Below are 22524 nucleotides of genomic sequence, written 5' to 3'. Positions count from 1 at the left end.
GAGGTTCCATCCTGAAAAAAGTAAATACGATTATTAGAAATATATTAGCCCTTGGGATAAAAAAAATGGCAACCCAATTTATCGAGTTGCCATTTATAAGTTTTTTCTACAACCGAATCACTTACAAACAATTCGATCTCAGAAGGCATCAATTAATCCACTACGTGAATTTTCAACATATTTGTTCTTCCTTTAGCTTTTAGAGGCATGCTAGCAGTATTGATTACAATATCCCCTACAGCTACATGTTTCTCCGCTTTTAGCCTATCCTGAATATCTTGGAAAGTACCATCTGTGGACACTTGGCTATCATAATAATAAGCCCTTACCCCCCAGACTAGACTTAACTGAGTAAGTAGGTTTTTATTTCTTGTGAAAACAAAAATATCTGCCGAAGGACGGTGTGAAGAAATTCTGAATGCTGTAAATCCGGAACTGGTAATACCAACAATTGCTTTGGCTTTCACATTTCTAGAAAGCCTACTTGCCATAAGCAATAAGTTATTGCTCATGTAGCTCTCTGTATCTTCAGGGATCTTATAAAGGTTGTGATAGATGTCTGCATTGACTTCTATATGGTCAATGATACTGCTCATTGCTTTAACGGCCGCAATAGGGAATTTACCTGATGCAGTTTCAGCGGAAAGCATAACAGCATCTGCACCATCCAGAACGGCTGTAGCTACATCATTGGTTTCAGCTCTTGTTGGTCTAGGGTTAACAATCATGCTTTCCATCATTTGGGTAGCAATGATCACGGGTTTGCAGGCGATTTTACATTTTTCCACCATTCGTTTTTGCCAAAGTGGAACAATCTCCATAGGAACCTCTACACCAAGATCTCCTCTAGCCACCATAATTGCATCAGTAGCTTCGATGATTTCATCAATATTATCAAGAGCTTCAGGTTTCTCTATTTTGGCAACAATTTTACAAGCTTTACCAGCTTTTTGAATTCTTTCTCTTAGATCAAGAATATCGTCAGCGCTACGTACAAAGGATAGGGCTATCCAATCTACTTCATTTTCAAGACCGAATTCAAGATCAATAAGATCTTTCTCCGTAAGAGAAGGTGCGCTAATTTTAGTATTTGGAAGGTTGATACCTTTTCTAGATTTAAGTATGCCCCCATGTACTACTGTACAATCAACATTTTTACCATCCGTATTAAGGACTACCAATTCCAAATTTCCATCATCAATTAGAATTCGATCTCCTTTGACAACGTCATTTGGTAAATTTTGATAAACAGTGCTTACCAAGCTGGCATTACCCATCACAGGATCGTTGGTTATGGTTATGGAATCACCAGGATTAATTAGTACTCCATTATTTTCCACCTCACCTACTCTAATTTTCGGACCCTGAAGGTCCTGCAAAATACCTGAATTATTATTCATGCTTGCATTGATTTCACGGATGGTTTTGATCACCTCTGCGTGAATACTATGGTCGCCATGGGAGAAATTCAACCTGAAAACATCAGCCCCAGCCATTACAAGCTCTGTTATTGTTTCCTTATTATTACTGGCAGGACCAATAGTGGCTAATATTTTGGTTTTATTAAAAATAGGTACTCTCATTTTCTACTTATTTAATATGTTAACAGGTTTTCTTTTGATTTTAACTTAATAGTATCAATTTTAACAATACTATGAATCCCTTTTACTACCGAAAGGCCGTCAATATACGTATTTAAATCCACTTCATCCGTAAAGTCCTGACAGAGTAAAAAGTAATCCATACTTTGGAGCTCAGGTATCAAGTATCTTGAGTGCCCTCCCACCGGATATGACTTATTTTTCAACAATTGGATGAATCCATGTTCTTTTTTTAACATAAATTGAGAAATAATTAAATCTGGTTGATTTAAGAATTCCATATGATAATCTTCTGCTTTTTTTAAATTTATTCCCAAAGTAGAATTGATCAGCCAAGCCAATTTATAGTCCTTTAAAGGGGCTACAAGGCCTAAAAGATCAAAATCGAAGGTGGTTTCAAAAAGAAGCTTGCTTTTCTTCATTCAGGAAGAATTTAAAAGCTCAAAGGTAAAAATTTTATTCCAACTTCTAACTTTGTGCGAAAGTTCTTGATTTAGTTTGTCATTTTTTTTGACATTAAGGTATTAAATAATTTTCTTTGCGGTGTGTTTAAACTAAACTGATCACAAAATGTCTGAAATTGCACAAAAAGTAAAAGCCATTATCGTTGATAAGTTAGGCGTCGAAGAATCTGAAGTTACTCCAGAAGCGAGCTTTACCAATGACCTTGGTGCCGATTCTTTAGATACTGTAGAGCTTATCATGGAATTCGAAAAAGAATTCAACATTTCTATTCCGGATGACCAGGCTGAGCAGATCGGTACGGTTGGTCAGGCTGTTAGCTATTTGGAAGCTAACGTAAAATAACCCATACTTAAAATCATTTATGAATTTAAGAAGAGTTGTAGTAACAGGTTTAGGTGCTCTTACACCAATCGGCAATACCGTTCCAGAATTCTGGGACGGCTTGTCGAATGGTGTAAGCGGCGCTGCACCTATTACCCGTTTTGATGCCTCAAATTTCAAAACCCAATTTGCCTGCGAAGTAAAGAATTTGGATATACTTCAATTTATGGACAGGAAAGAGTCCAGGAAGATTGATCCATATGCTCAATATGCAATGGTAGCCGTAGCGGAAGCCATGGAAGATTCTGGACTTGACCTTGAAAAAATTGACCTTACCAGGGCTGGAGTAATCTGGGGATCTGGTATTGGTGGATTGAGAACTTTTCAAGACGAAGTCACTGATTTTGCAGGTGGAGACGGAACACCAAGATTTAACCCCTTTTTCATCCCTAAAATGATAGCTGATATCGCTGCAGGGTTTATTTCCATTAAATATGGATTTCAGGGGCCAAATTTTGCTACTGTTTCAGCTTGTGCCTCAGCTACTAACGCCCTATTGGATGCATTCAATTATATCCGATTGGGAAAAGCCAATATCTTCATTTCTGGAGGGTCGGAAGCTGCAGTAACTGAAGCAGGTGTAGGAGGGTTTAATGCTTTGAAGGCATTATCTCAAAGAAACGATGACCCAAAAACTGCCTCTAGGCCTTTTGATAAGGACAGGGATGGTTTCGTTCTTGGGGAAGGAGCCGGTGCATTGATTTTGGAAGAGTACGAACATGCGAAAGCACGTGGAGCCAAAATTTATGCTGAATTAATCGGTGGTGGAATGACAGGTGATGCTTACCACATTACTGCACCTCATCCGGAAGGAAGAGGAGCTGCCAATGTGATGAAATTCGCACTTGAAGACGCCGGTTTAGAACCTGAGGCTATTGATTACATTAATGTGCACGGTACTTCTACTCCCCTTGGAGACTTAAGTGAAGTAAAAGCCATTAAAAATATCTTTGGCGATCACGCGTATAAAATTAATATCAGTAGTACAAAATCCATGACAGGTCATCTTCTGGGAGCTGCTGGAGCTATAGAAGCTATAGCATCAATATTAGCGATGAGAAACAGCCTTATTCCTCCTACCATCAATCACTTTACTGATGATGAAGAGGTGGATGAGAAATTAAACCTCACCTTTAATAAAGCTCAGAAAAAAGAAGTCAATGTAGCACTGAGTAACACTTTTGGTTTTGGTGGGCATAACTGCTCTATCATCTTCAAAAAAATAGCAGAATAAATTTGAAATTACTTCGGTTGCTCAGAATACAAGAGCTAACTTATAATAAGAAAGATAAAAGGCTTGCTATCGCTATAAAAAACATAGTGGGTAGCAAGCCTTTAAATTTATCTCTCTATAGACTAGCGTTCAGACATGTTTCTGCATCGAAGGAAATAAAAGCCGGTGTAAAAATAAGCAATGAACGCCTGGAATACCTGGGTGATGCGGTATTGGGCACAATTGTGGCCGAATACCTCTTCCAAAAATTCCCCTACCGGGACGAAGGCTTTTTGACCGAAACCAGGTCCAGAATTGTAAACAGAGAAGCGTTGAATCAGGTTGGGCAGAAAATTGGCTTACCTAAAATAGTGGAGTCCGAAATGGGTACCAAAGTCCCCTATAGCTTCAAATCGCTATATGGTGACACGCTAGAAGCTCTTATTGGAGCCATTTACCTAGATAGAGGGTATTACTTTTGCAGAAAATTTATCAATAGTAGGTTGATCACTCCATTTTTTGATTTGGACAATATCATTACCACCACTACTAATTTCAAAAGTAAGATCATAGAATGGTCGCAAAAGGACAATAAAGAAGTCGACTTTAACCTAAAATCCGTAGAAGGTAGCCAAAGGTTCAAAGAGTTTAAAGTAGAATTAAACATCAATGGCTCTCCTTATGCTGAAGGAAAAGGTGCCACAAAGAAAAAAGCCGAACAAGAAGCAGCTAGAATAGCCTGCGAAAAACTTCAAATAATCCCTTAATCCACGCATTCCCATTTAGGTCTCTAAAAAATCAATAACATGTCTCCATTACTTCTGGCTGGCGCCACACTCAACCAAACTCCTCTGGATTGGGAAGGAAATCTGAACAATATCATTCAGGCAATTTCCCTGGCAAAAGAAAAAAAGGTTGACCTTTTGTGTTTTCCAGAGTTGTGCATTACCGGATACGGTAGTGAAGATTTGTTCCTGAGTTATTGGTATCCTAAAAAAGCACTGCAAAGCCTTCAAACAATCCTTCCTCATACAAGTGGAATTACGGTGTTTGTGGGGCTACCTATCAGAATAAATACCAAAGTCTACAACTGCATGGCCATCCTAGAAAACGAGGAGATTCTAGGCTTTGTACCCAAACAGTTTTTAGCAATAGACGGCGTACATTATGAAGCAAGGTGGTTTACTCCCTGGAAATCCGGCGAAGAAATCACACTTGAGTGTTTTGACACCAAATACCCATTTGGAGACATCATCTTTGAGAAAAACGGCCATAAATATGGTTTTGAAATCTGTGAAGATGCATGGAGAAGCACTGACAGGCCTGGATACCGCCTAAAAAAACGTGGAGTAGACATCATTTTCAACCCTAGTGCCAGCCACTTTGCCATGGGCAAAAGCGAGCAGAGAGAAATTTTGGTTAAAGAAAGCTCTACGGACCTTGGTGTTGCTTACTTGTACGTCAACCTGCTTGGCAATGAAAGTGGAAGAATGATCTTTGACGGAGAAATACTTTTCTCCGAAAATGGCCATTGTTTGGTAAAAAACAAATTGCTATCCTACCAGGATTACGAGTTGGTTACGGTTGCTTACCCTGTTCAGCAGACTCAACCTCTGGAACTTAACCACAGTTTAGATACCAAAAATGAGGAATTCATGGCTGCCTCCACATTGGCCCTCTTTGACTATCTTAGGAAAAGCCGAAGCAGGGGTTTTGTCCTCTCGCTAAGCGGTGGAGCAGATTCATCTACCATAGCCATACTAGTAGCTGACATGGTAAAAAGAGGGGTAGAGGAACTAGGAACAGCCTTATTTTTGAAAAAAATCAATCGTGCATCCGATATTGCTCCAGAAAGTAGCATTCCAGAAATTATCGGGAAAATATTCACTACTGCCTATCAAGGAACGAAAAACTCCTCTGAAGCAACCCTAAATAGCGCCCACAACCTCGCAAAGAGTTTAGGTGCTACTTTCCATCATTGGACCATAGATGAAGAAGTAGATTCCTATACAAAAAAAATTGAAACAGCTCTAGGCAGAAAGCTAACCTGGGAACAGGATGACATCGCACTTCAAAACATTCAGGCAAGAACTCGTTCTCCAATCATCTGGATGCTGGCCAACATCAAAAACCACCTTCTCCTAAGCACTTCCAACCGAAGCGAAGGTGACTTGGGCTACGCGACCATGGATGGAGACACAAGTGGTAGCATTTCTCCCATTGCGGCAGTTAGTAAAGATTTCATCCTTCAGTGGTTGCGTTGGGCTGAGAAGGAAAAAGGCTATCATGGATTACAGTCCGTCAACGCTCTACAACCTACTGCCGAGTTGAGGCCTCAGGAGCAAAGTCAAACTGATGAGGACGACCTTATGCCCTACCCTATCATTTCTGCTATAGAGAAACTGGCCATAAGGGATAGGAGATCTCCTATGGATGTGTACCTTATTTTGAAAGAAGAAATTTCTCTTGAACCATCTCTTTTAAAAGCTTACATTGCCAAATTCTTTAGGTTATGGTCCATCAATCAGTGGAAAAGAGAACGACTAGCCGTCTCCTTCCATTTGGATGAATTTAATGTGGATCCAAAGACCTGGTACCGTTTCCCTGTACTATCGGGAGGTTACCGGGAAGAGTTGGCATTAATGGAAACCCTTGAAGAATAAATCAACGACAATCATAAAAAATATAATAAACCATGATCAATAGTATTTTGTATTACGTCGTTTGGAGTCCAAACCCTTCGATTTTTTCAGGATTTGACAGGTTACGCTGGTATAGCCTGCTCTTTGCAATGGGCTTTATTATCTCCCAACAATTCATGATTCACTTTTTCAAAAAAGAAGGTCATGATGAAAATTTAGTAGACAAATTAACCATCTACATGGTCCTTGCAACCATTATCGGCGCCAGATTGGGCCATGTATTGTTTTATGAACCAGAGCGTTACTTAAGTAATCCAATAGACATATTAAAGGTTTGGGAAGGGGGGCTAGCGAGCCATGGGGCAGCTATCTCTATCCTTATTGCTTTGTGGCTATATGCCAGAAGAACTCCGGGGCAATCCTATTTATGGGTTGTAGACAGAATTGTAATTGTCGTGGCCTTGACGGGGGCTTTGATTCGTTTTGGTAATCTGATGAATTCAGAAATCGGCGGGAAAGCAACAGGCACAGACAGTGGCTTTGTCTTTGCTCGAGAAACAGAGGAGATTTTGAATACCATGAAGCTTCCAATAACTTCTATTAAAGCTTATAAACCTTCGGACCGGCAGGCTGAACTAACCGGAACCGGACGTGTCCCTGTTAATTTTGACATTGAAATCGAGAAGGGGAGTTTTGATGAGGCAAATTTAAAATCTGTTCTAGAGCGAGATGTCAAGTATGCATTGACTCGATTCAATAGTTCAAAGAAATACATGGCGGAGGATCCTGAAACCCCGCTTAACTTGGAAATCAGAGACCAAGGAGATCATTATCTGGCAGTGATAAAAACTTTTGGTCAAGCCAAATACCCTACCCAAATTTATGAATCGCTCACTTATTTATTGATTTTCATATTGCTATTTCTTGGCTGGAAAAAATACAAATCAGAAATTCCCGAAGGATTATATCTTGGATTGTTCCTTATATCGGTATTCGGTATGCGATTCGTTTGGGAATTTTTCAAAGAGAATCAAGTGGACTTTGAGGACAGTCTCACTTTCAATATGGGGCAAGCACTAAGTATCCCATTGGTAGTGATAGGCTTTGGCCTTATCTTTTATTCTTTAAATAACAAAAGAAAACAATCCATTAAAAACTAGCTTACGGGACAGGGTCATGGCCCTGTCCTCCCCATGGGTGGCACCGACCTATTCGCTTGATTCCCATCCATCCCCCTTTTAAGACACCATGTTTCAAAATGGCTTCTTTGGCGTATTGGCTACAAGTAGGATAGTACCTGCAGGACCTCGGAATCAAAGGAGAAATAGCATATTGATAAATCAAAATGGGAAATACAGCAATATTCTTTACTATTTTCTTCACTTTTTCGTATTTACATTAAACAAGCATATTTTTGAAAATAAAGTTCTGTCTCTAAAATCAAAATTCAGATTCAATTGAACATAAAACCGCTATTTTACCGGCTTCTAATCCTTATTTGCATCCTGGGAACAGGTGTTGGCAAAGCCCTGTATGCCCAAGATAGCGATTCACTATATGTCACTTCAGAGGAAGTCGAAACGCCAAAGCAAGTCACTGTCAATAACATCTTTATCGTTGGAAACGAAAAAACCCGTAAAAACATTATTTTACGGGAAATGGACATTGCTGAAAACATGACCTACAATTGGGATGAGTTTGTAGCTCTTGTAGCAGCTGACCAAAAAAAGATATACAACCTTCAACTTTTTACAACCGCCACTGTGACCCCCCTTTTCGTAGGGGATGAGCAGGTTGAGCTTTTGGTGTCTCTAAAAGAAAGATGGTACATTTTACCCAGCATTATCTTTAATTTGGCTGACAGGAACTTCTCTGAATGGTATTCTAATCAAAATCGAGATTTTTCCAGGGTTAACTATGGGGTAAAATTGGACCATAATAATATTGGCGGGAGAAATGAAAAACTTAGGGTGGTCGGACAGATCGGTTTTACCCAAGCCCTTCTATTGAATTATACAATCCCCTATTTTGACAAAAATCAGCTTCATGGTCTGGCTGCAAGGTTCAATTATTACACGAATAAAAACATCCCTGTAAGGTCAATTGGCAACAAGCAATACTTTTTTAAAAATGCGAATGAAGATATTTTACTACAATCACTTAATGCCTCACTGACCTATAGCTTTAGAGGTAGTTTTTATAATTTTCATTATTTCACAGCAGGGTACAACGACACCCGAATTCATGAGGATGTAATACTTGAAAACCCAAATTATTTTACGCATGAGGGCCAAAAGTTGCAGTACTTTTTGGTTTCTTACCGGTACCGTCATGACAACCGGGACAATGTGGCCTATGCTACTCAAGGAACCTTATTGGATGCCTCTCTCACCAAATATGGTATATTTGGGAATGATGACATCAATGAGCTAGAATTTAGCATTATGGCCAGCAAGTACAATAGGCTTGGAAGCAAATTCCACTTTGCTACAGGCATTTCTGGCTCAGCTTTTTTTAGCGATCACCAACCTTACACCTTGGTCCGTGGAATCGGTTATAAACCAAATTTTATCAGGGGTTTTGAGCTCAATGTCATTGAAGGGCAACAATTAATTGCTCATAAAAACAGCTTACGCTATGAGTTGCTAAATGTGGCTTTTGACATTTCTAGCTTTATGCCTATAGAGGAGTTCTCTGTTTTTCCGCTTCGCCTATATCTTAGTGGTAACTTCGACCATGGCTATGTAAGAGATGCAAATCGATTGCCTTTAAATTCACAATATACCAACAAATACCTGGCAGGCTATGGCTTTGGATTGGACCTCATAGGTATGTATGATGCTGTATTCAGGTTTGAATATTCGGTCAACAACATGGGGGCAGGGAGTTTCTTTATCAACGTTAAAGCTCCTATATAATTCGTTTTTTGTTTCTACATTACATTTTTTTATAGTATATTCCAGTAATACTTTCTTTTTCCCCTTATTTTTTGGTTATGGAGAAATGGGTACTATCTGGTTTTTTATTGCTATTCCCCAGTCTTTGCTGGACGCAAAACAGCATGGACCATTTTCCAAAAGGGGCACAAAGTATAGGGATGGGCAATGCAAGTGTCACCCTAAGCGAACCTTGGGCAATCTTTAACAATATTGGGGCTCTAGGTAAGGCACCATCTGAAATAGTAGCCATAGCAGGATACGACCATAGGCTTGGGCTAAATGAACTCACCACTTTGGCTGCTGGAATTATCCTTCCTTCTGAAAAATTAGGGACAATAGGTATCGGTATTTCCAATTATGGTGGAAAGCTCTTCAATCAGCAGCAAATTGGCCTGGGCCTGGCCAAACAATTAGGTTTGGCTAGTTTAGGGATAAAAATCAATTATTTCCAGACTAATATTGAAGGTTTTGGGAGAAGCGCCAGACCTATTATTGAACTTGGGGGAACCGCCGAACTCATTCCTGATTTGTTTTTCGCTGCCCATGTGTACAATATTTCCCGCTCTTCGATTAGCAAGGCAAGTTTAGACTATTTACCGGCAGTCGTTAAGGCGGGCATTTCTTACAGACCCTCTCAAAACCTGATGGTCAATATTGAAACTGAAAAAGAACTACAATCCCCACCTCAGTTTAAAGCAGGTATCGCCTATAGCTTTGAAGATAAACTATGGGCGCGGACAGGCATAAGCAGTCAGCCAAACAATCTGTATTTCGGAATAGGTTTTAAGCCCAGACGGTTCCAAGTGGATTATGCGATGAGTCGCAATTACTTATTGGGTTTTACCCATCACTTTTCTCTAAATTATAATCTCTCGGCCCCTTGAAACCAATTATTGTCAGCGGTGTAGGTTTATTTCTGACTTCTTTTGGTCTCCTTGCACAGCAGGCCCCTCCAAGAGAACTCGACATAGAGGCATTCGTAGAAGAGCGCTTTGCCATGCAAGAAGAAGATGTGCCATATGAAGACCTCTATGAAAGCCTCCTTCAATTGTATTTTCAACCTTTAGACTTACAGGTGGCCACAAGTTCTGAACTTCAATCCTTGTATATTCTTAGCCCTATACAAATCCAATCATTCATTAATTACAGAAATCAATTTGGTAAGTTTGCTTCCATTTATGAGCTTCAGGCTATTCCAGAATGGACTTTAGAAACCATCCAAAATATATTGCCATTTGTCGTTATAAATTCCTCAAATACTACCGATGCTCTCCCCAGCCTAAAGCGTATTAAGAAGGCCGAAAATGCCTATTTACTTTTTCGTCAAAGAAAGGTCTGGCAAACAAGGAAAGGTTTCAGTCCTCCAGATACGCTAAGCAATGGAGACCTAAGCAATAGGTATTTGGGAGACCCCAACGACCTTTATTTGAGATTCCGCTTACAGCAACCTGCAGATTTCAGTTTGGGTTTGACTTTAGATAAAGATTCAGGAGAAAAATTCACCTGGGATCCTAAAAGCAAACGCTATGGCTTCAATTATCTCTCTTTTCATTATACCTTGTACAATAAAGGGAAACTAAAGGCACTTTCTCTTGGCGATTATCAATTACAATTTGGACAGGGATTGGTTTTTGGATCGGGATTTTCTGTGGGAAAAGGTGCTGAGACCATCACCACTGTTAAACGAAGCTCTACTGGACTAAGGCCCTACACTTCTGTAATGGAAGCAGGCTTTTTCAGGGGGCTAGCAGGCACCTACTCCTTAGGGAATATAGAAGTTACAGGCATGCTCTCCCGATCTTCCAGAGATGCTAATTTACAGCTAATACAAGATAGTCTTGCCAACGAGTCTTCTTACCTGTCATCATTGGTCCTATCTGGATTGCACAGAACGGAAAGTGAAGTACAGAAAAAAGCCCAAGCTACAGAACAAAATGCAGGGTTAAATATAAATTATAACTTTCCTAACAAAGCGTTACGGCTAGGCGCAAATGCCCTTTACAGCCAATACAGTCAAGCCCTAATCCCCTTAGAAAGAATTTACAATCAATTTGAATTTCGAGGAAAGACCAACTTTACAACCAGCTTGTACTTCACCTACAATTTCCGAAACCACTATTTGTTTGGTGAAACCGCAGTATCCAAAAGCGGGGGACTGGGTCATGTAGCGGGGATAATGAGTAGCCTGAACAGTAAACTGGATTTCTCTATAGTTTGGAGAAAATACGACCGGGAATTTCATTCTTTTTATGGAAATGCTTTTTCCGAAGGTTCTCGTCCAATCAATGAAGAAGGGGTGTATTTAGGTCTCCACTTCAAACCTAACAGAAAAATCAGCTGGTCTGTCTACTATGATTATTTCAGTTTCCCCTGGTTGCGTTTTAGGATGTATGCACCTTCCACAGGCTACGAATGGCTTAGCAGGATAAAATATCAACCAAACAAACAATTGATCCTGTTTTTCCAATTTCGGGAAGAGATCAAAAGCAGAAACGTACTTTCAGAAAATCAAACCAGCAGCCAATACTTACTGGCACGCGGAAAAAGACAAAACATGGTGTGGAACCTAACTTATCAACCAAGCCGCTGGTGGCAGGTTAAAACACGAGTACAGCAAAGCTTTTATCTCATTGATAGACAGAAGTCCAAAGGTTTTTCAATCTCTCAGGATATATCAACAGAAATGGGTCCATGGAGGTTATCGGGAAGAGTGGCACTATTTGACACCGAAGATTATGAAAACAGGCAATACTTATATGAAAAAAATGTGCTATGGGCCTTCTCTATTCCGAATTTTTATAATCAGGGAATGCGTGTCTATTTTTTGGCACAGTATAAGCTCAATAAGCGACTGACCTTTTGGGGGAGATGGGCAAAAACTACCTATACCAATAGGGAAAGCATAGGTTCAGGCTTGCAGGAAATAAAAGGTAATGAATTGACAGAAACTACTTTTCAGCTTAGGTATCTATTTAACCGGTAAGGGATCTGGGTTAACCCTTACCGGAAAATTTAATTCAATCAGAAATTATTTTGTTTTAAGTAAGTCCCTGATTTCTTCCAATAACACTTCTGTTTTATTAACAGTAGGTGGTGGTGGTGTTGGGGCAGCTTCTTCCTTCTTTTTCAATTTTGTAATTACTTTAACAATCATAAATACTGCAAAGGCGACAATAGCGAAATCAACGGTAAATTGAATGAATGTACCGTAATTAATTGTTACCGCAGCGATTTCTTCCCCTGCAGGATCTATATAGGCATCCTTGAGAACAACTACTAAATCAGTAAAATCAACTCCTCCGACCAATAGTCCAATTGGAGGCATAATTATATCCTTTACCAGTGAGGATACTACCTTCCCAAATGCAGCGCCGATGATCACCGCAACAGCTAAATCGACAACATTACCTTTTACGGCAAAATCCTTGAATTCTTTAATCAATCCCATACTTTTGTTGGTTAATGGTTTTTAATATAAATTTAATAAGCCATTCAATATATGAAAAATTCTATGATTATTGCAAAATAATTATATTCCAAACATTATCACATCAGACAAAACATGTCCAAAACAAAACATATAGATCAACCAATAGCGCAGATAAAACCCAAAAAACTTAGTTTTCATGACTCTACCAGGACTGACAACTACTTTTGGATGAATGAGAGAGAGCATCCAGAGGTTGTGAAATATTTGGAAAAGGAAAATGAATATAAAAATCATTGCCTAAAGAATACAGAAGCCCTGCAAAAAACACTCTTCGAAGAAATGAAGGGGAGAATAAAGGAAGATGATGCCAGTGTCCCTTACTTCAAAAACGGTTTTTATTATTACAATCGCTTCGAAAAAAGCAAAGAATACCCAATTTATTGTAGAAAGGAAGGAAATCTAGAAGGGGATGAACAGACCTTATTGGACATCAATATAATGGCAGAAGGAAATGAATACATGAATGTCAACGCACTGTCAGTAGCTGAAAACAACCAATTGCTCGCTTATTCCTTTGACAATATGGGTAGGCGTATTTACGCTATTCATTTCAAAGATTTGACTAGTGGGGAAGTGTTGGAGGATCAATTAATATCTGTCACTGGTAATATGGCTTGGTCGGCAGATAATTCCACAATTTTCTATACCCAACAAGACCCATTGACCTTAAGGCCAAATAAAATATTCCGCCATGTTCTGGGTACAGCTCAGGAGTCAGATGAGTTGGTATACGAGGAAAAAGATGAAACTTTTACGGTTGGAATAAGAAAATCCAAGTCAAGGAAATTCTTATTTATTGCCAGCCAAAGCACAATTTCTACAGAGTACAGGTTTCTTCCTTTGGATCAGCCTGATGCAAAATGGAAAGTCATTCAAGGTCGACAAGAAGACTTAGAGTACGGGGTTGATCATTATGACAAGCACTTTATCATACTTACCAATGCCGACAAGGCTACAAATTTCAAGTTGGTAAAAACACCAATAGAGAAACCTGAGAAAGAGAATTGGGAAGACCTCATTCCAGTTAGGGAAAATGTATTTTTAGAGGAGTTTGAAGTTTTCAAACATCATTTGGTAATAGCCAATCGATTTGATGGACTGCAAAGGCTCGAAATAAGATCCTGGGATGGAGAAAAAAAACACACCATAAAAATGGAGGATCCTGCCTATACGGTTTGGATTGGTAACAATCCGGAATTTTATACGGAGGTGCTAAGATATGGCTACAACTCATTGACCACTCCGGCTACTATCTATGACTACCATATGGAATCTAGAGAGAAAACCTTAATGAAGCGTCAAGAAGTGGTGGGTGGCCATACACCTCAAGACTACCATTCTGAGCGTGTGTGGGCAACCTCGGCCGATGGAACAGAAATCCCTATGTCCTTGGTATACAAAAAAGACCTTTTCAATCAAAACGGTCAAAACCCGGTTTTACTTTATGGCTATGGCTCCTATGGGCTAAGTTCAGACCCCTATTTTAGTTCCAGTAGACTGAGCTTATTAGACAGGGGTTTTGTATTTGCCATCGCCCATACCAGAGGTGGTCAGGAAATGGGACGATATTGGTATGAAGAGGGCAAAATGTTAAAGAAAAAAAACACCTTTGATGACTTTATTGCCTGTGGAGAGTACCTAATTCAGGAAAAGTATTCTCACCCGAAAAAGCTTTTCGCAATGGGAGGAAGTGCTGGAGGGCTTTTGGTAGGCGCTGTGATCAACCAACGACCTTATCTTTTCCATGGCGTTGTGGCAGCAGTACCATTTGTGGACGTTGTCACTACAATGTTGGATGAAAGCATCCCCTTAACTACCGGAGAATTTAACGAATGGGGCAATCCCAAAGAAAAGGACTACTACGACTATATGCTTTCGTATTCTCCCTATGACAATGTGAAAAAACAGGATTACCCTCACCTCTTGGTTACCTCTGGCTTACATGACAGTCAGGTTCAGTATTGGGAGCCAACCAAATGGGTAGCAAAACTCAGGGCCTTGCGCACCAACAAAAACTTGTTACTACTCCATACCAATATGGAAGCAGGACATGGAGGCGCCTCTGGCAGATTCAATGCCTTAAAAGAATTGGCCATGGAATACGCCTTTATTTTGTTCCTGGCAGAGAATTAAACGTAAAAAGCATTGTCTCTTATAACTCAGATCAGAAGACATATGAAATTGAGACGTAATGACGCTAACATAGCTTGAGATTTTGTCAGCATTGTTGCAGAAAAAAGCAACAATGCCGCCAAAATCTGGATGTGCTCTTAATATATTTGCCAAGGGCTGACACCCTTGGCTATTTTATTTCGCCCCATTGGGGCTGGGGAATTCGGAACGATTGAACCAACATTATGCATTAGCCTATCTATTACGACCTGAATCTACTTCAAAATCAGTCGCTACGCTGCTGTTTTCGATTTCACCATAGCGATGCTATGATTAAATCTCCAAACAGCCTGATTTTCTTGCAGTTTCAGTTCTCATTACGATTCCTAATGGATAAAGCGGGTTGAACTCCCATAACTCTATGAGGATTACTGAATTGGCTAAAAGAGATAGTTGGAATTATCCAATAATAATTCTCGACTCAATCAGAAAGTATTACAATCTCCAAACAGTAGCGAAATGACTAATTTTGAAGCGGTCTCAGCACACAGTTGATTGTCTTGCTTATTTTGGGTTTAATCAATGTCAATTAGCTCAAATAAGGCAAAAGACAGGTAGTCTTCTTTAAGTTCAGGGTTATCCGGATGGTTTTTGGATAGGTATATCCCCTCTTCTGTTATAAAAGCATTGTCTGACAAAAATTTATCTTTATCAAATAAGGTTTCACCAATAACATTCAACTCACTGTCTAAAATTAATATGGAGAAAAGTTTAGGCAGAAATCTATACTTCATTATTTCCTCCTCACTGCTCAGCTCAATTTCCGGATAGCAAAATCTATAATAGACGTTTTTGAATTTATCGTAAAGGATACTTTTATAATTCGCCGCACTTGCATAGTATTTGTAATGTTGCTCTCGCGAACCAAACACGTCCATGCTCTGGAATCCATTGATGTATTTACTTTTTGAAAGTGCTGCTGTTAACCCTGCCTGCATCGAATCTGAATAGTACAGGTTATGATCAGAATGAAAGGAATAAACCCATTTGTCTAATCCCTTTGCAAAACTGAAGTCAAAAAGTTTATACCCATCTTCCAAATAGCCATTGGGGTATTTATGATTCAAGAGTTCCGTCTCCCCTTTGTTGAGGTTGATGCTATAAGTCAAATGTCTTTTAGACAGCACATCATTTGTAATTTCTTTATAATCATCAGCAGGACGAGTTTTCACCACTAACGCGTCGTCTATAACCACTACTTGAGATGAAAAGTAAGTTGAGTGTACAAATGGAGGGGTATGCATTTCTGGTACCTGAACTGTAATTTTATTTTTGATCGACTGACTTGTGTCGGTTAAATATATATCAGTACTAAACTGCTGAAAGAGAAATATACTGTCCAGATTGTGAATAGGAAACGAAAAAATCCGACCAACGCCATTGTTCCCTTCAACTGGGAATTTTAATCTTTTATGAAGGGATTTGTCTTTCAAATCATACATCTGTATCTCATTGGTACTCATGTTAAGGTTAAACAACCAATCCTTAGAATCTTGGTAATGGACCAGTTGTGTACTTCTATTTACCGTTAATGAATCAATAGGTATTATTAAAGATTTTGAAGATTTAACTAATTCTTTTGATACCACAGACGCATCTGCTTTGCCCAGGTTTTCACCTTTATTACAAGCAGAAACAAATACCAAAAGCAGTATGAATCCAGAGATTTTGTAAAGGTTATTCTTGCCAATTATTTTTTGTCTGCTGCTCATGTTAGCCTTTTAATGAATTTGATGGTGCTATTTTCTGGTTTTGCCCTTTTTGCTAAAAAAAAACAGCTATTAAGCTTACTTTAAGATGTCCCTACTTGAAGGCATTGAAATTGTAATACAGGAACAATATAAGGCACACTTACCATTTTATATAACTGATAATTTAGTACATATCGTTTGGATTTACAACTTTACCTAAGCATTAAATTTATAGCTTCCAATAGCTACTCAATTTGGTAATCGATCAGCTTCCCAAGAGGAAGAAGGTCAACCTGGAACTAGACTCGGACTTTAAGCTAAGCAGCTAACAGAACATTTAACCAGTAGTGATCCACAACCACAGTACATTTTTCTTAAAAATTAATAACGGCCTCCAATTATTTGCATAATTAAAATTTTATACCTAATTTTTATAACTTCTATAATTTTTAAGTCATTGATCCAACTGTTTTAATTAGGCAAAATGAACGTAAACCACGAACCCCAACATTCTTTTTATGATGAAATGTATGATGAACATCAGACATTGCGTGAACATTATTCCAGTCTCGGAGCGTTCATAGAGAATACCTCGGCAAAAAAGCTTAACCAATTGCAATTCTCGGCAGACAAGGCCCAGATGGCCATGGGAATGACCTTCAATGTTTATCATGATAAAGAAGGTTTAGAAAAAATCCTCCACCTGGACATTATTCCACGAATTATTCCGGGAAAAGAATGGCACACCATCAATGAAGGCCTCAAACAAAGGATTACGGCCTTGAACTTATTTTTACAAGACATATATAACGACCAAAAAATCCTTAAAGACAAGATCGTCCCCGCGGACTTAATTTTAGGAAGTAAGGATTTTCTAAAGCCATGTATGGGTCTTACGCCACCTAAAGGCATATGGTGCCATATTACGGGTACAGACTTAGTAAGGGATAACAATGGGGAGTTTTACATTTTGGAAGACAACCTTCGCTGTCCATCAGGTGTATCCTATATGCTGGAAAGCCGTGAAATCATCAAACGTGCCTATCCTGACTTATTCAACAAACTCGGAGTTCGACCTGTTTCAGATTACCCTACCAAACTCCTGGACATGCTTCAGTTTCTTTCTGACAAACCCAAGCCAGTTATAGGAGTATTGACACCAGGTGTTTACAATTCCGCCTACTTCGAACATTCTTACCTTGCCCAGCAAATGGGGGCAGAGCTTGTATCCGGAATGGACCTAATTGTAAAAGACAAGAAGGTATACATGCAAACCACACAAGGTTTAGAACAAATAGATGTATTGTACAGAAGGATAGATGACACTTTTCTGGATCCACAGGTTTTCAATCCCAACTCTATGCTGGGAATCCCCGGGCTTTTTGAAGCCTACAAGGCTGGCAATATTGCCATGGCCAATGCGCCTGGAACAGGTGTTGCAGATGACAAGGCTGTTTATGCCTATGTACCTAAAATAATAAAATATTACCTAGATCAGGACCCTATACTTCACAATGTACCAACCTTCCTTTGTAGGGAAGAAAAGGATAGAAAGCATGTTTTAGAAAACATTTCAGACTTGGTAGTAAAAGAAACAAATGCAGCGGGAGGATATGGCATGATGATAGGACCAAAAGCAGATGCTAAAGAACATGAAAAATTCCGGCAGTTGATCAAGTCCAATCCTACCAATTACATTGCCCAACCAACACTTTCACTTTCTACTGTTCCCTCAATTGTAGACAACAAAACCATTGAAGGTCGGCATGTGGACTTAAGGCCTTATGTCTTGTATGGAAATGAAGTAGAAGTTATTCCCGGAGCCCTTACAAGGGTAGCATTAAAGAAAGGTTCACTTGTAGTCAATAGTTCTCAAGGTGGCGGAAGCAAAGACACCTGGGTATTGTATTAAAATAAACAAACGATATGTTAAGTAGAGTTGCAAATTCAATTTATTGGCTAGGCAGGTACATGGAGCGCGCTGAAAACTACGCCCGATTCATTAATGTTAATTTCAACTTAATGTTGGATTTACCTCCTGATTTAAAAGAACAATGGGAGCCACTAATTATGGCGACCGGTGATCATGAACTTTATACTTCCCGAAACAATTCCTACAAGATGAAGGAGGTAATCTATTTCTTGGCCTTTGATCATAGCAATCCTAATTCTATCATTTCCTCTGTGTCCCAAGCAAGAGAAAATGCAAGGATGATTAGGGAAAATCTCACCAAGGAAACCTGGGAAAAATTAAATGAAACCTACCATTTTGTAAACAAGGCCTCTGAGTCGAAAGTCTGGAAAAAAGAAGATCCAAGAGATTTTTTCGAAGAAGTAAAATCTAAGATCTTACTATTGTATGGACTTGCAGACAATACCGTAGCACGCACAGAGGGCTGGTATTTCCGACAACTGGGACAGTACCTGGAAAGGGCAGACAAAACTTCACGTATACTGGATGTCAAATACCATATCTTACTCCCTTCTGCTGAAGAAGTAGGCTCTCCACTGGATTTCCTTCATTGGATGGCTTTGCTAAAGTCTGTTACTGCTTTCAATACTTATAGAAGACTCTATGGCAATATCTCTCCTTCAGGCGTGGTGGAATTTCTGGTATTAAATAAATTCTTCCCTAGGTCCGTCTTTTTTTGTTTGAAAGAAGCCGAACAATGTCTCTATAAGATTTCCAAGTCAAATGGAGAGGGATATTCCAATAGTGCTGAGAAAGCAATGGGAGAATTACGATCAAAACTGGAATTCGATGATGTCAACGATATTATTTCCAGTGGATTACACGAATACATCGAACAGCTTCAAATAAAAATTAATAATGTCTCCAATAAAATAAACGACAATTATTTCCAAATAAAAGATAACTTTGCCAGCCAAACTATGGATCAAGAATGACTTTCTGCATTGGAATAAAAACGAAACACGGAATTGTAGGTTTATCAGACACTCGAATCACTTCAGGTAATGAAACCACTACCTCAAAAAAAGTATATACTGTAAACAGAAAAAACCACTCTTTCTTTATAATGACCTCTGGTCTTCGCTCTGTAAGAGACAAAGCCATTACCTATTTTGGAGAATTGATTGAGAAAAATGACGCTAGCTATGACAAGCTCTATAAGGCTGTTAATGGTTTTGCAGATCAGGTAAAGCGTGTGGCTGGTGAAGACATGGCCTCATTGGAAAATTCAGGCTTTACTTTCAATTTGTTCTCAATTATCGGCGGACAGCTTGAAGAAGACAAGGAACCCAAACTCTATTTACTTTACCCCCAGGGAAATTGGATAGAAATCAGAACGGGAACACCTTTTGTCATTATTGGCAACACTGGATTTGGCAACCCGGTATTAAGAAGGTCTCTAAAGTACGATGAGCCACTTTTGCTCGCTTTAAAAAGTGCATTTTTGGCTTTCGATGCAACTAGAATAAGTGCTAATGATGTTGACTACCCTATAGACACTGTAATTTTAGAAAATGACACCTACAATGTTGTAGAAAACCGATTTGAGCAGCATGAGTTAAATCATTTATCTGAATTCTGGAACGACTCATTAAAAGAAGCGATCCATAACCTTCCAACAGAAGTCTTAGAAAAAGCTTTCTCACCAAAAGAATTTGAAAAAAGTGAGTGAGCTTGAATAATGTTGTTTTTTCTAATTTAAACAAACTGCAATTATGCGTCTGAAAATACAACACACCACAACTTATGAATACCAAAAATCTGTAAGGTTAAACCCGCATCATTTTTATCTCAAACCACTTCAGAGAAATTACCTGGAAATCAATGCCTATAAACTGGATATCGACCCTAAGCCAGAGGGAATGAATGAAAGGTACAGCATTGAAGGAAACCCCTATTACCAAGCCTGGTTTACAGGGGAGACGGAAAACATGGTGATTAAAGTCGATTTTGAGGTAAACACGAGTCATTTTAACCCCTTCCTCTTCCTTATTGACCAATGGTTCCTGCAAAATTTCAATCCGGAAGCTGACATTCCTTTTTCCTACCAACAAAAAAACTTGCCTATCCTCCAACCTTACCTGGCTCATAGCAATAATAATTTATTAAAAAGCTATGCGCTTGAAAAACTGAGGACCAAGGATCCTATCCAGTTTCTGACACAATTGAATGCTGCCATTCATGCAGATTGGCACCATATTATACGAGAAGAAGAAAACCTATGGTCAGCAGCCAGGACCTTTGCTGCAGGAAAAGGATCCTGTAGAGACCTCTCATTCATGTTAATAGAAATGTTAAGACATGTAGGCCTAGCAGCTAGATTTGTCAGTGGTTACGCCTTCAATCCAGAATTGGAGGCAGGCCATGAGCTCCATGCTTGGGTGGAAACTTACCTACCAGGTGCCGGGTGGGTAGGATTGGATCCAAGTCTTGGACTAATGGCCGACGAGCACTATATCCCCCTTGCCGCAAGTTTTCTTCCAGAAAACACGCTTCCTGTACATGGCTCCTTTGGTGGAGAAAACCTCAAACCCTCCACCTTACACACCACTCTTAGCATTCACCCATTTTAGAAAGAATCCCCTGTTGCCCTAAAACCAAATAAGCAAAACAAAATTTTATTAACCTTTTCACATGATTTTCAGTTTAATAGGATAACTTAAACTATTTATGAAAAAAGTGGGAGGCACCTTATTTATTATTACTCTACTATCAATTGTGATTTTTTTAGATTGGTACGTTTTCCAGGGAATTAAAGCGATTTTACCTGCAGATTATTTAACACTAGGAAAAACAACTTATTGGATTTTAACTGGAGCAATAGCTGTATGGTTAGGTTTTACTTTCTATACTATCATGCAAGAGGGGAAAATATCTCCTTCTTCTCAGCAATCCTTGAACTTGTTTTTGGTCATCCTTGTCACTCAACTAACCGTCATTGTTTTCCTATTTGGGGAAGATTTGATCAGGGTAATTGGTACTGTATACAGTTATGCGACAGGCACTACAAACGAGGATGGTTCAGTAATGGCTTCTAGAAGAAAATTCATAAGCCAGATTGCTTTTGCCGTAGCAGCCATTCCTATGACTGGATTTATCTATGGCATCATAAAAGGCAAATACGATTTCAGAACCATCAAAAAAACCCTTTATTTTAAAGATCTTCCTGAGGCATTTGATGGTTTTACCATAACACAACTGTCAGACATTCATGCTGGCAGTTTTAAGGATTATGCTGCAGTGAAAAAAGGGGCTGACATGGCAGCAGCCCAGCAGTCTGACCTTTTTGTATTTACAGGTGACCTTGTCAATCATAAGGCAGATGAAATTGACCCCATGATTGATATTTTCTCTCAGATAAAAGCTCCCTACGGGCAGTTTTCCATATTGGGCAACCATGATTATGGAGACTATACCTCCTGGCCAAGTCCAGAAGCCAAAGCTCTAAACCTTCAATCCCTTAAGGGCAAGCACAAAATGATGGGTTTCGATCTTTTGCTGGATGAAAACAGAATTATCGAAAAAGATGGTCAAAGGATAAGTTTACTTGGTGTAGAAAACTGGGGCCTGGGCTTCCAGTCCAAAGGGGATCTTGAGAAATCACTTGTAGATGTCCCTGACGACGCTTTTAAAGTATTGCTTTCTCATGACCCTACCCACTGGGATGAACAAGTCAAAAACCACCCTAAAAATATTCACCTTACCCTTAGCGGCCATACCCATGGCATGCAGATCGGTATAGAGACGCCTTTTATCCGCTGGAGCCCTGCACAATACCGCTACACCAACTGGGCAGGAATAGCTGAACAGGCAGGCAAATACCTTTATGTAAACAGAGGTTTTGGCTTCCATGCCTTTGCCGGTAGAGTGGGAATCTGGCCTGAGATTACGGTTATAGAATTGAAAAAAGGGTAAACCTATATCTCAAAAAAGGCAACACCTATTCGATTAACCCCGA

The 22524-nt window shown here is 39.3% G+C and carries 19 protein-coding genes; 14 read left to right on the top strand and 5 right to left on the bottom strand.

Features of this window, described 5'->3' with window-relative positions:
* Nucleotides 1-152: 152 nt before the first annotated feature.
* Both pyk and AC13EX_RS13985 read right to left on the bottom strand, forming a co-directional pair.
* Nucleotides 153-1583 carry a pyruvate kinase gene (gene pyk, locus AC13EX_RS13990; RefSeq protein WP_048640436.1) on the bottom strand — a complete coding sequence of 477 codons (1431 nt, stop codon included), beginning with the start codon at nucleotides 1581-1583 and terminating at the stop codon, nucleotides 153-155.
* An 11-nt stretch (nucleotides 1584-1594) separates the two neighbouring features.
* The gene (locus tag AC13EX_RS13985) at nucleotides 1595-2023 is read right to left on the bottom strand and encodes an IPExxxVDY family protein (protein ID WP_048640437.1); all 429 of its coding nucleotides are present in this window, start codon (nucleotides 2021-2023) and stop codon (nucleotides 1595-1597) included.
* 148 nt (nucleotides 2024-2171) lie between these two features.
* Here AC13EX_RS13985 and AC13EX_RS13980 point away from each other — a divergent pair, with 148 nt between their 5' ends.
* The 5 genes from AC13EX_RS13980 to AC13EX_RS13960 are packed head-to-tail and all read left to right on the top strand — an operon-like array spanning nucleotide 2172 to nucleotide 7462.
* Nucleotides 2172-2408: an acyl carrier protein gene (locus AC13EX_RS13980; protein ID WP_010855324.1), complete on the top strand. Its 237-nt coding sequence runs from the start codon at nucleotides 2172-2174 to the stop codon at nucleotides 2406-2408.
* 19 nt (nucleotides 2409-2427) lie between these two features.
* The gene (fabF, locus tag AC13EX_RS13975) at nucleotides 2428-3681 is read left to right on the top strand and encodes a beta-ketoacyl-ACP synthase II (protein WP_048640438.1); all 1254 of its coding nucleotides are present in this window, start codon (nucleotides 2428-2430) and stop codon (nucleotides 3679-3681) included.
* 2 nt (nucleotides 3682-3683) lie between these two features.
* Nucleotides 3684-4427, top strand: a complete 744-nt coding sequence (rnc, locus tag AC13EX_RS13970) for a ribonuclease III (protein WP_482893160.1) — start codon at nucleotides 3684-3686, stop codon at nucleotides 4425-4427.
* A 39-nt stretch (nucleotides 4428-4466) separates the two neighbouring features.
* Nucleotides 4467-6323, top strand: coding sequence for an NAD(+) synthase (nadE, locus tag AC13EX_RS13965; RefSeq protein WP_482893159.1), 1857 nt, complete (start codon nucleotides 4467-4469; stop codon nucleotides 6321-6323).
* Between the two features lie 32 nt (nucleotides 6324-6355).
* Entirely contained in the window at nucleotides 6356-7462 is a 1107-nt protein-coding gene (locus tag AC13EX_RS13960; RefSeq protein ID WP_482893158.1) for a prolipoprotein diacylglyceryl transferase, read from the top strand.
* A gap of 1 nt (nucleotide 7463) precedes the next feature.
* Here AC13EX_RS13960 and yidD read toward each other — a convergent pair whose 3' ends face one another.
* Complete coding sequence (yidD, locus tag AC13EX_RS13955) at nucleotides 7464-7685, bottom strand: membrane protein insertion efficiency factor YidD (protein ID WP_084011602.1); 222 nt, start codon at nucleotides 7683-7685, stop codon at nucleotides 7464-7466.
* A gap of 74 nt (nucleotides 7686-7759) precedes the next feature.
* On the opposite strand from yidD, the gene AC13EX_RS13950 reads away from it, so the two are divergent.
* The 3 genes from AC13EX_RS13950 (at nucleotide 7760) to AC13EX_RS13940 (ending at nucleotide 12224) form a co-directional block, all read left to right on the top strand.
* The gene (locus tag AC13EX_RS13950; protein ID WP_482893157.1) at nucleotides 7760-9220 is read left to right on the top strand and encodes a BamA/TamA family outer membrane protein; all 1461 of its coding nucleotides are present in this window, start codon (nucleotides 7760-7762) and stop codon (nucleotides 9218-9220) included.
* Nucleotides 9221-9297: 77 nt separating this feature from the next.
* Nucleotides 9298-10125 (top strand): PorV/PorQ family protein, encoded by an 828-nt coding sequence (locus tag AC13EX_RS13945; protein ID WP_482893156.1) that lies wholly within the window; start codon nucleotides 9298-9300, stop codon nucleotides 10123-10125.
* Complete coding sequence (locus AC13EX_RS13940; protein ID WP_482893155.1) at nucleotides 10122-12224, top strand: ComEA family DNA-binding protein; 2103 nt, start codon at nucleotides 10122-10124, stop codon at nucleotides 12222-12224. The genes AC13EX_RS13945 and AC13EX_RS13940 overlap by 4 nt, the downstream gene beginning before the upstream one ends.
* Before the next feature lie 45 nt (nucleotides 12225-12269).
* Here the strand turns inward: AC13EX_RS13940 and mscL are convergent, their stop codons facing one another.
* A complete protein-coding gene (mscL, locus tag AC13EX_RS13935) occupies nucleotides 12270-12689 on the bottom strand; it encodes a large-conductance mechanosensitive channel protein MscL (RefSeq protein ID WP_048640445.1) in 420 nt (139 codons plus the stop codon).
* Between the two features lie 114 nt (nucleotides 12690-12803).
* On the opposite strand from mscL, the gene AC13EX_RS13930 reads away from it, so the two are divergent.
* Nucleotides 12804-14864, top strand: coding sequence for a S9 family peptidase (locus AC13EX_RS13930; RefSeq protein WP_482893154.1), 2061 nt, complete (start codon nucleotides 12804-12806; stop codon nucleotides 14862-14864).
* Between the two features lie 554 nt (nucleotides 14865-15418).
* Here AC13EX_RS13930 and AC13EX_RS13925 read toward each other — a convergent pair.
* Entirely contained in the window at nucleotides 15419-16615 is a 1197-nt protein-coding gene (locus AC13EX_RS13925; RefSeq protein ID WP_482893153.1) for a DUF4221 family protein, read from the bottom strand.
* A 463-nt stretch (nucleotides 16616-17078) separates the two neighbouring features.
* On the opposite strand from AC13EX_RS13925, the gene AC13EX_RS13920 reads away from it, so the two are divergent.
* The 5 genes from AC13EX_RS13920 to AC13EX_RS13900 all read left to right on the top strand — a co-directional run bounded on the left by AC13EX_RS13920 (nucleotide 17079) and on the right by AC13EX_RS13900 (nucleotide 22481).
* Nucleotides 17079-18506: a circularly permuted type 2 ATP-grasp protein gene (locus AC13EX_RS13920; protein ID WP_482893152.1), complete on the top strand. Its 1428-nt coding sequence runs from the start codon at nucleotides 17079-17081 to the stop codon at nucleotides 18504-18506.
* A gap of 14 nt (nucleotides 18507-18520) precedes the next feature.
* Nucleotides 18521-19501, top strand: a complete 981-nt coding sequence (locus AC13EX_RS13915) for an alpha-E domain-containing protein (protein ID WP_048640449.1) — start codon at nucleotides 18521-18523, stop codon at nucleotides 19499-19501.
* Complete coding sequence (locus AC13EX_RS13910; protein ID WP_048640450.1) at nucleotides 19498-20238, top strand: proteasome-type protease; 741 nt, start codon at nucleotides 19498-19500, stop codon at nucleotides 20236-20238. The genes AC13EX_RS13915 and AC13EX_RS13910 overlap by 4 nt, the downstream gene beginning before the upstream one ends.
* 43 nt (nucleotides 20239-20281) lie before the next feature.
* On the top strand, nucleotides 20282-21139 hold the full coding sequence (locus AC13EX_RS13905; RefSeq protein ID WP_482893151.1) for a transglutaminase family protein: 858 nt from the start codon (nucleotides 20282-20284) through the stop codon (nucleotides 21137-21139).
* A 97-nt stretch (nucleotides 21140-21236) separates the two neighbouring features.
* On the top strand, nucleotides 21237-22481 hold the full coding sequence (locus AC13EX_RS13900; RefSeq protein ID WP_482893150.1) for a metallophosphoesterase: 1245 nt from the start codon (nucleotides 21237-21239) through the stop codon (nucleotides 22479-22481).
* Nucleotides 22482-22524: the final 43 nt, after the last annotated feature.

The organism is Cyclobacterium sp. L-R (assembly GCF_056859355.1).
The sequence above is the reverse complement of the archived record's forward strand: the minus strand, read 5'-3'. Positions and strand labels throughout refer to the sequence as shown.

Excerpts from the sequence above, each read along its gene's own strand:
- AC13EX_RS13925 (WP_482893153.1), bottom strand. The coding sequence starts at position 16,615 with ATGAGCAGCAGACAAAAAATAATTGGCAAGAATAACCTTTACAAAATC.
- pyk (WP_048640436.1), bottom strand. The coding sequence starts at position 1,583 with ATGAGAGTACCTATTTTTAATAAAACCAAAATATTAGCCACTATTGGT.
- AC13EX_RS13900 (WP_482893150.1), top strand. The coding sequence starts at position 21,237 with ATGAAAAAAGTGGGAGGCACCTTATTTATTATTACTCTACTATCAATT.
- AC13EX_RS13945 (WP_482893156.1), top strand. The coding sequence starts at position 9,298 with ATGGAGAAATGGGTACTATCTGGTTTTTTATTGCTATTCCCCAGTCTT.
- AC13EX_RS13915 (WP_048640449.1), top strand. The coding sequence starts at position 18,521 with ATGTTAAGTAGAGTTGCAAATTCAATTTATTGGCTAGGCAGGTACATG.
- nadE (WP_482893159.1), top strand. The coding sequence starts at position 4,467 with ATGTCTCCATTACTTCTGGCTGGCGCCACACTCAACCAAACTCCTCTG.
- AC13EX_RS13905 (WP_482893151.1), top strand. The coding sequence starts at position 20,282 with ATGCGTCTGAAAATACAACACACCACAACTTATGAATACCAAAAATCT.
- AC13EX_RS13910 (WP_048640450.1), top strand. The coding sequence starts at position 19,498 with ATGACTTTCTGCATTGGAATAAAAACGAAACACGGAATTGTAGGTTTA.
- AC13EX_RS13930 (WP_482893154.1), top strand. The coding sequence starts at position 12,804 with ATGTCCAAAACAAAACATATAGATCAACCAATAGCGCAGATAAAACCC.
- AC13EX_RS13980 (WP_010855324.1), top strand. The coding sequence starts at position 2,172 with ATGTCTGAAATTGCACAAAAAGTAAAAGCCATTATCGTTGATAAGTTA.
- fabF (WP_048640438.1), top strand. The coding sequence starts at position 2,428 with ATGAATTTAAGAAGAGTTGTAGTAACAGGTTTAGGTGCTCTTACACCA.
- mscL (WP_048640445.1), bottom strand. The coding sequence starts at position 12,689 with ATGGGATTGATTAAAGAATTCAAGGATTTTGCCGTAAAAGGTAATGTT.
- AC13EX_RS13920 (WP_482893152.1), top strand. The coding sequence starts at position 17,079 with ATGAACGTAAACCACGAACCCCAACATTCTTTTTATGATGAAATGTAT.
- AC13EX_RS13985 (WP_048640437.1), bottom strand. The coding sequence starts at position 2,023 with ATGAAGAAAAGCAAGCTTCTTTTTGAAACCACCTTCGATTTTGATCTT.
- AC13EX_RS13960 (WP_482893158.1), top strand. The coding sequence starts at position 6,356 with ATGATCAATAGTATTTTGTATTACGTCGTTTGGAGTCCAAACCCTTCG.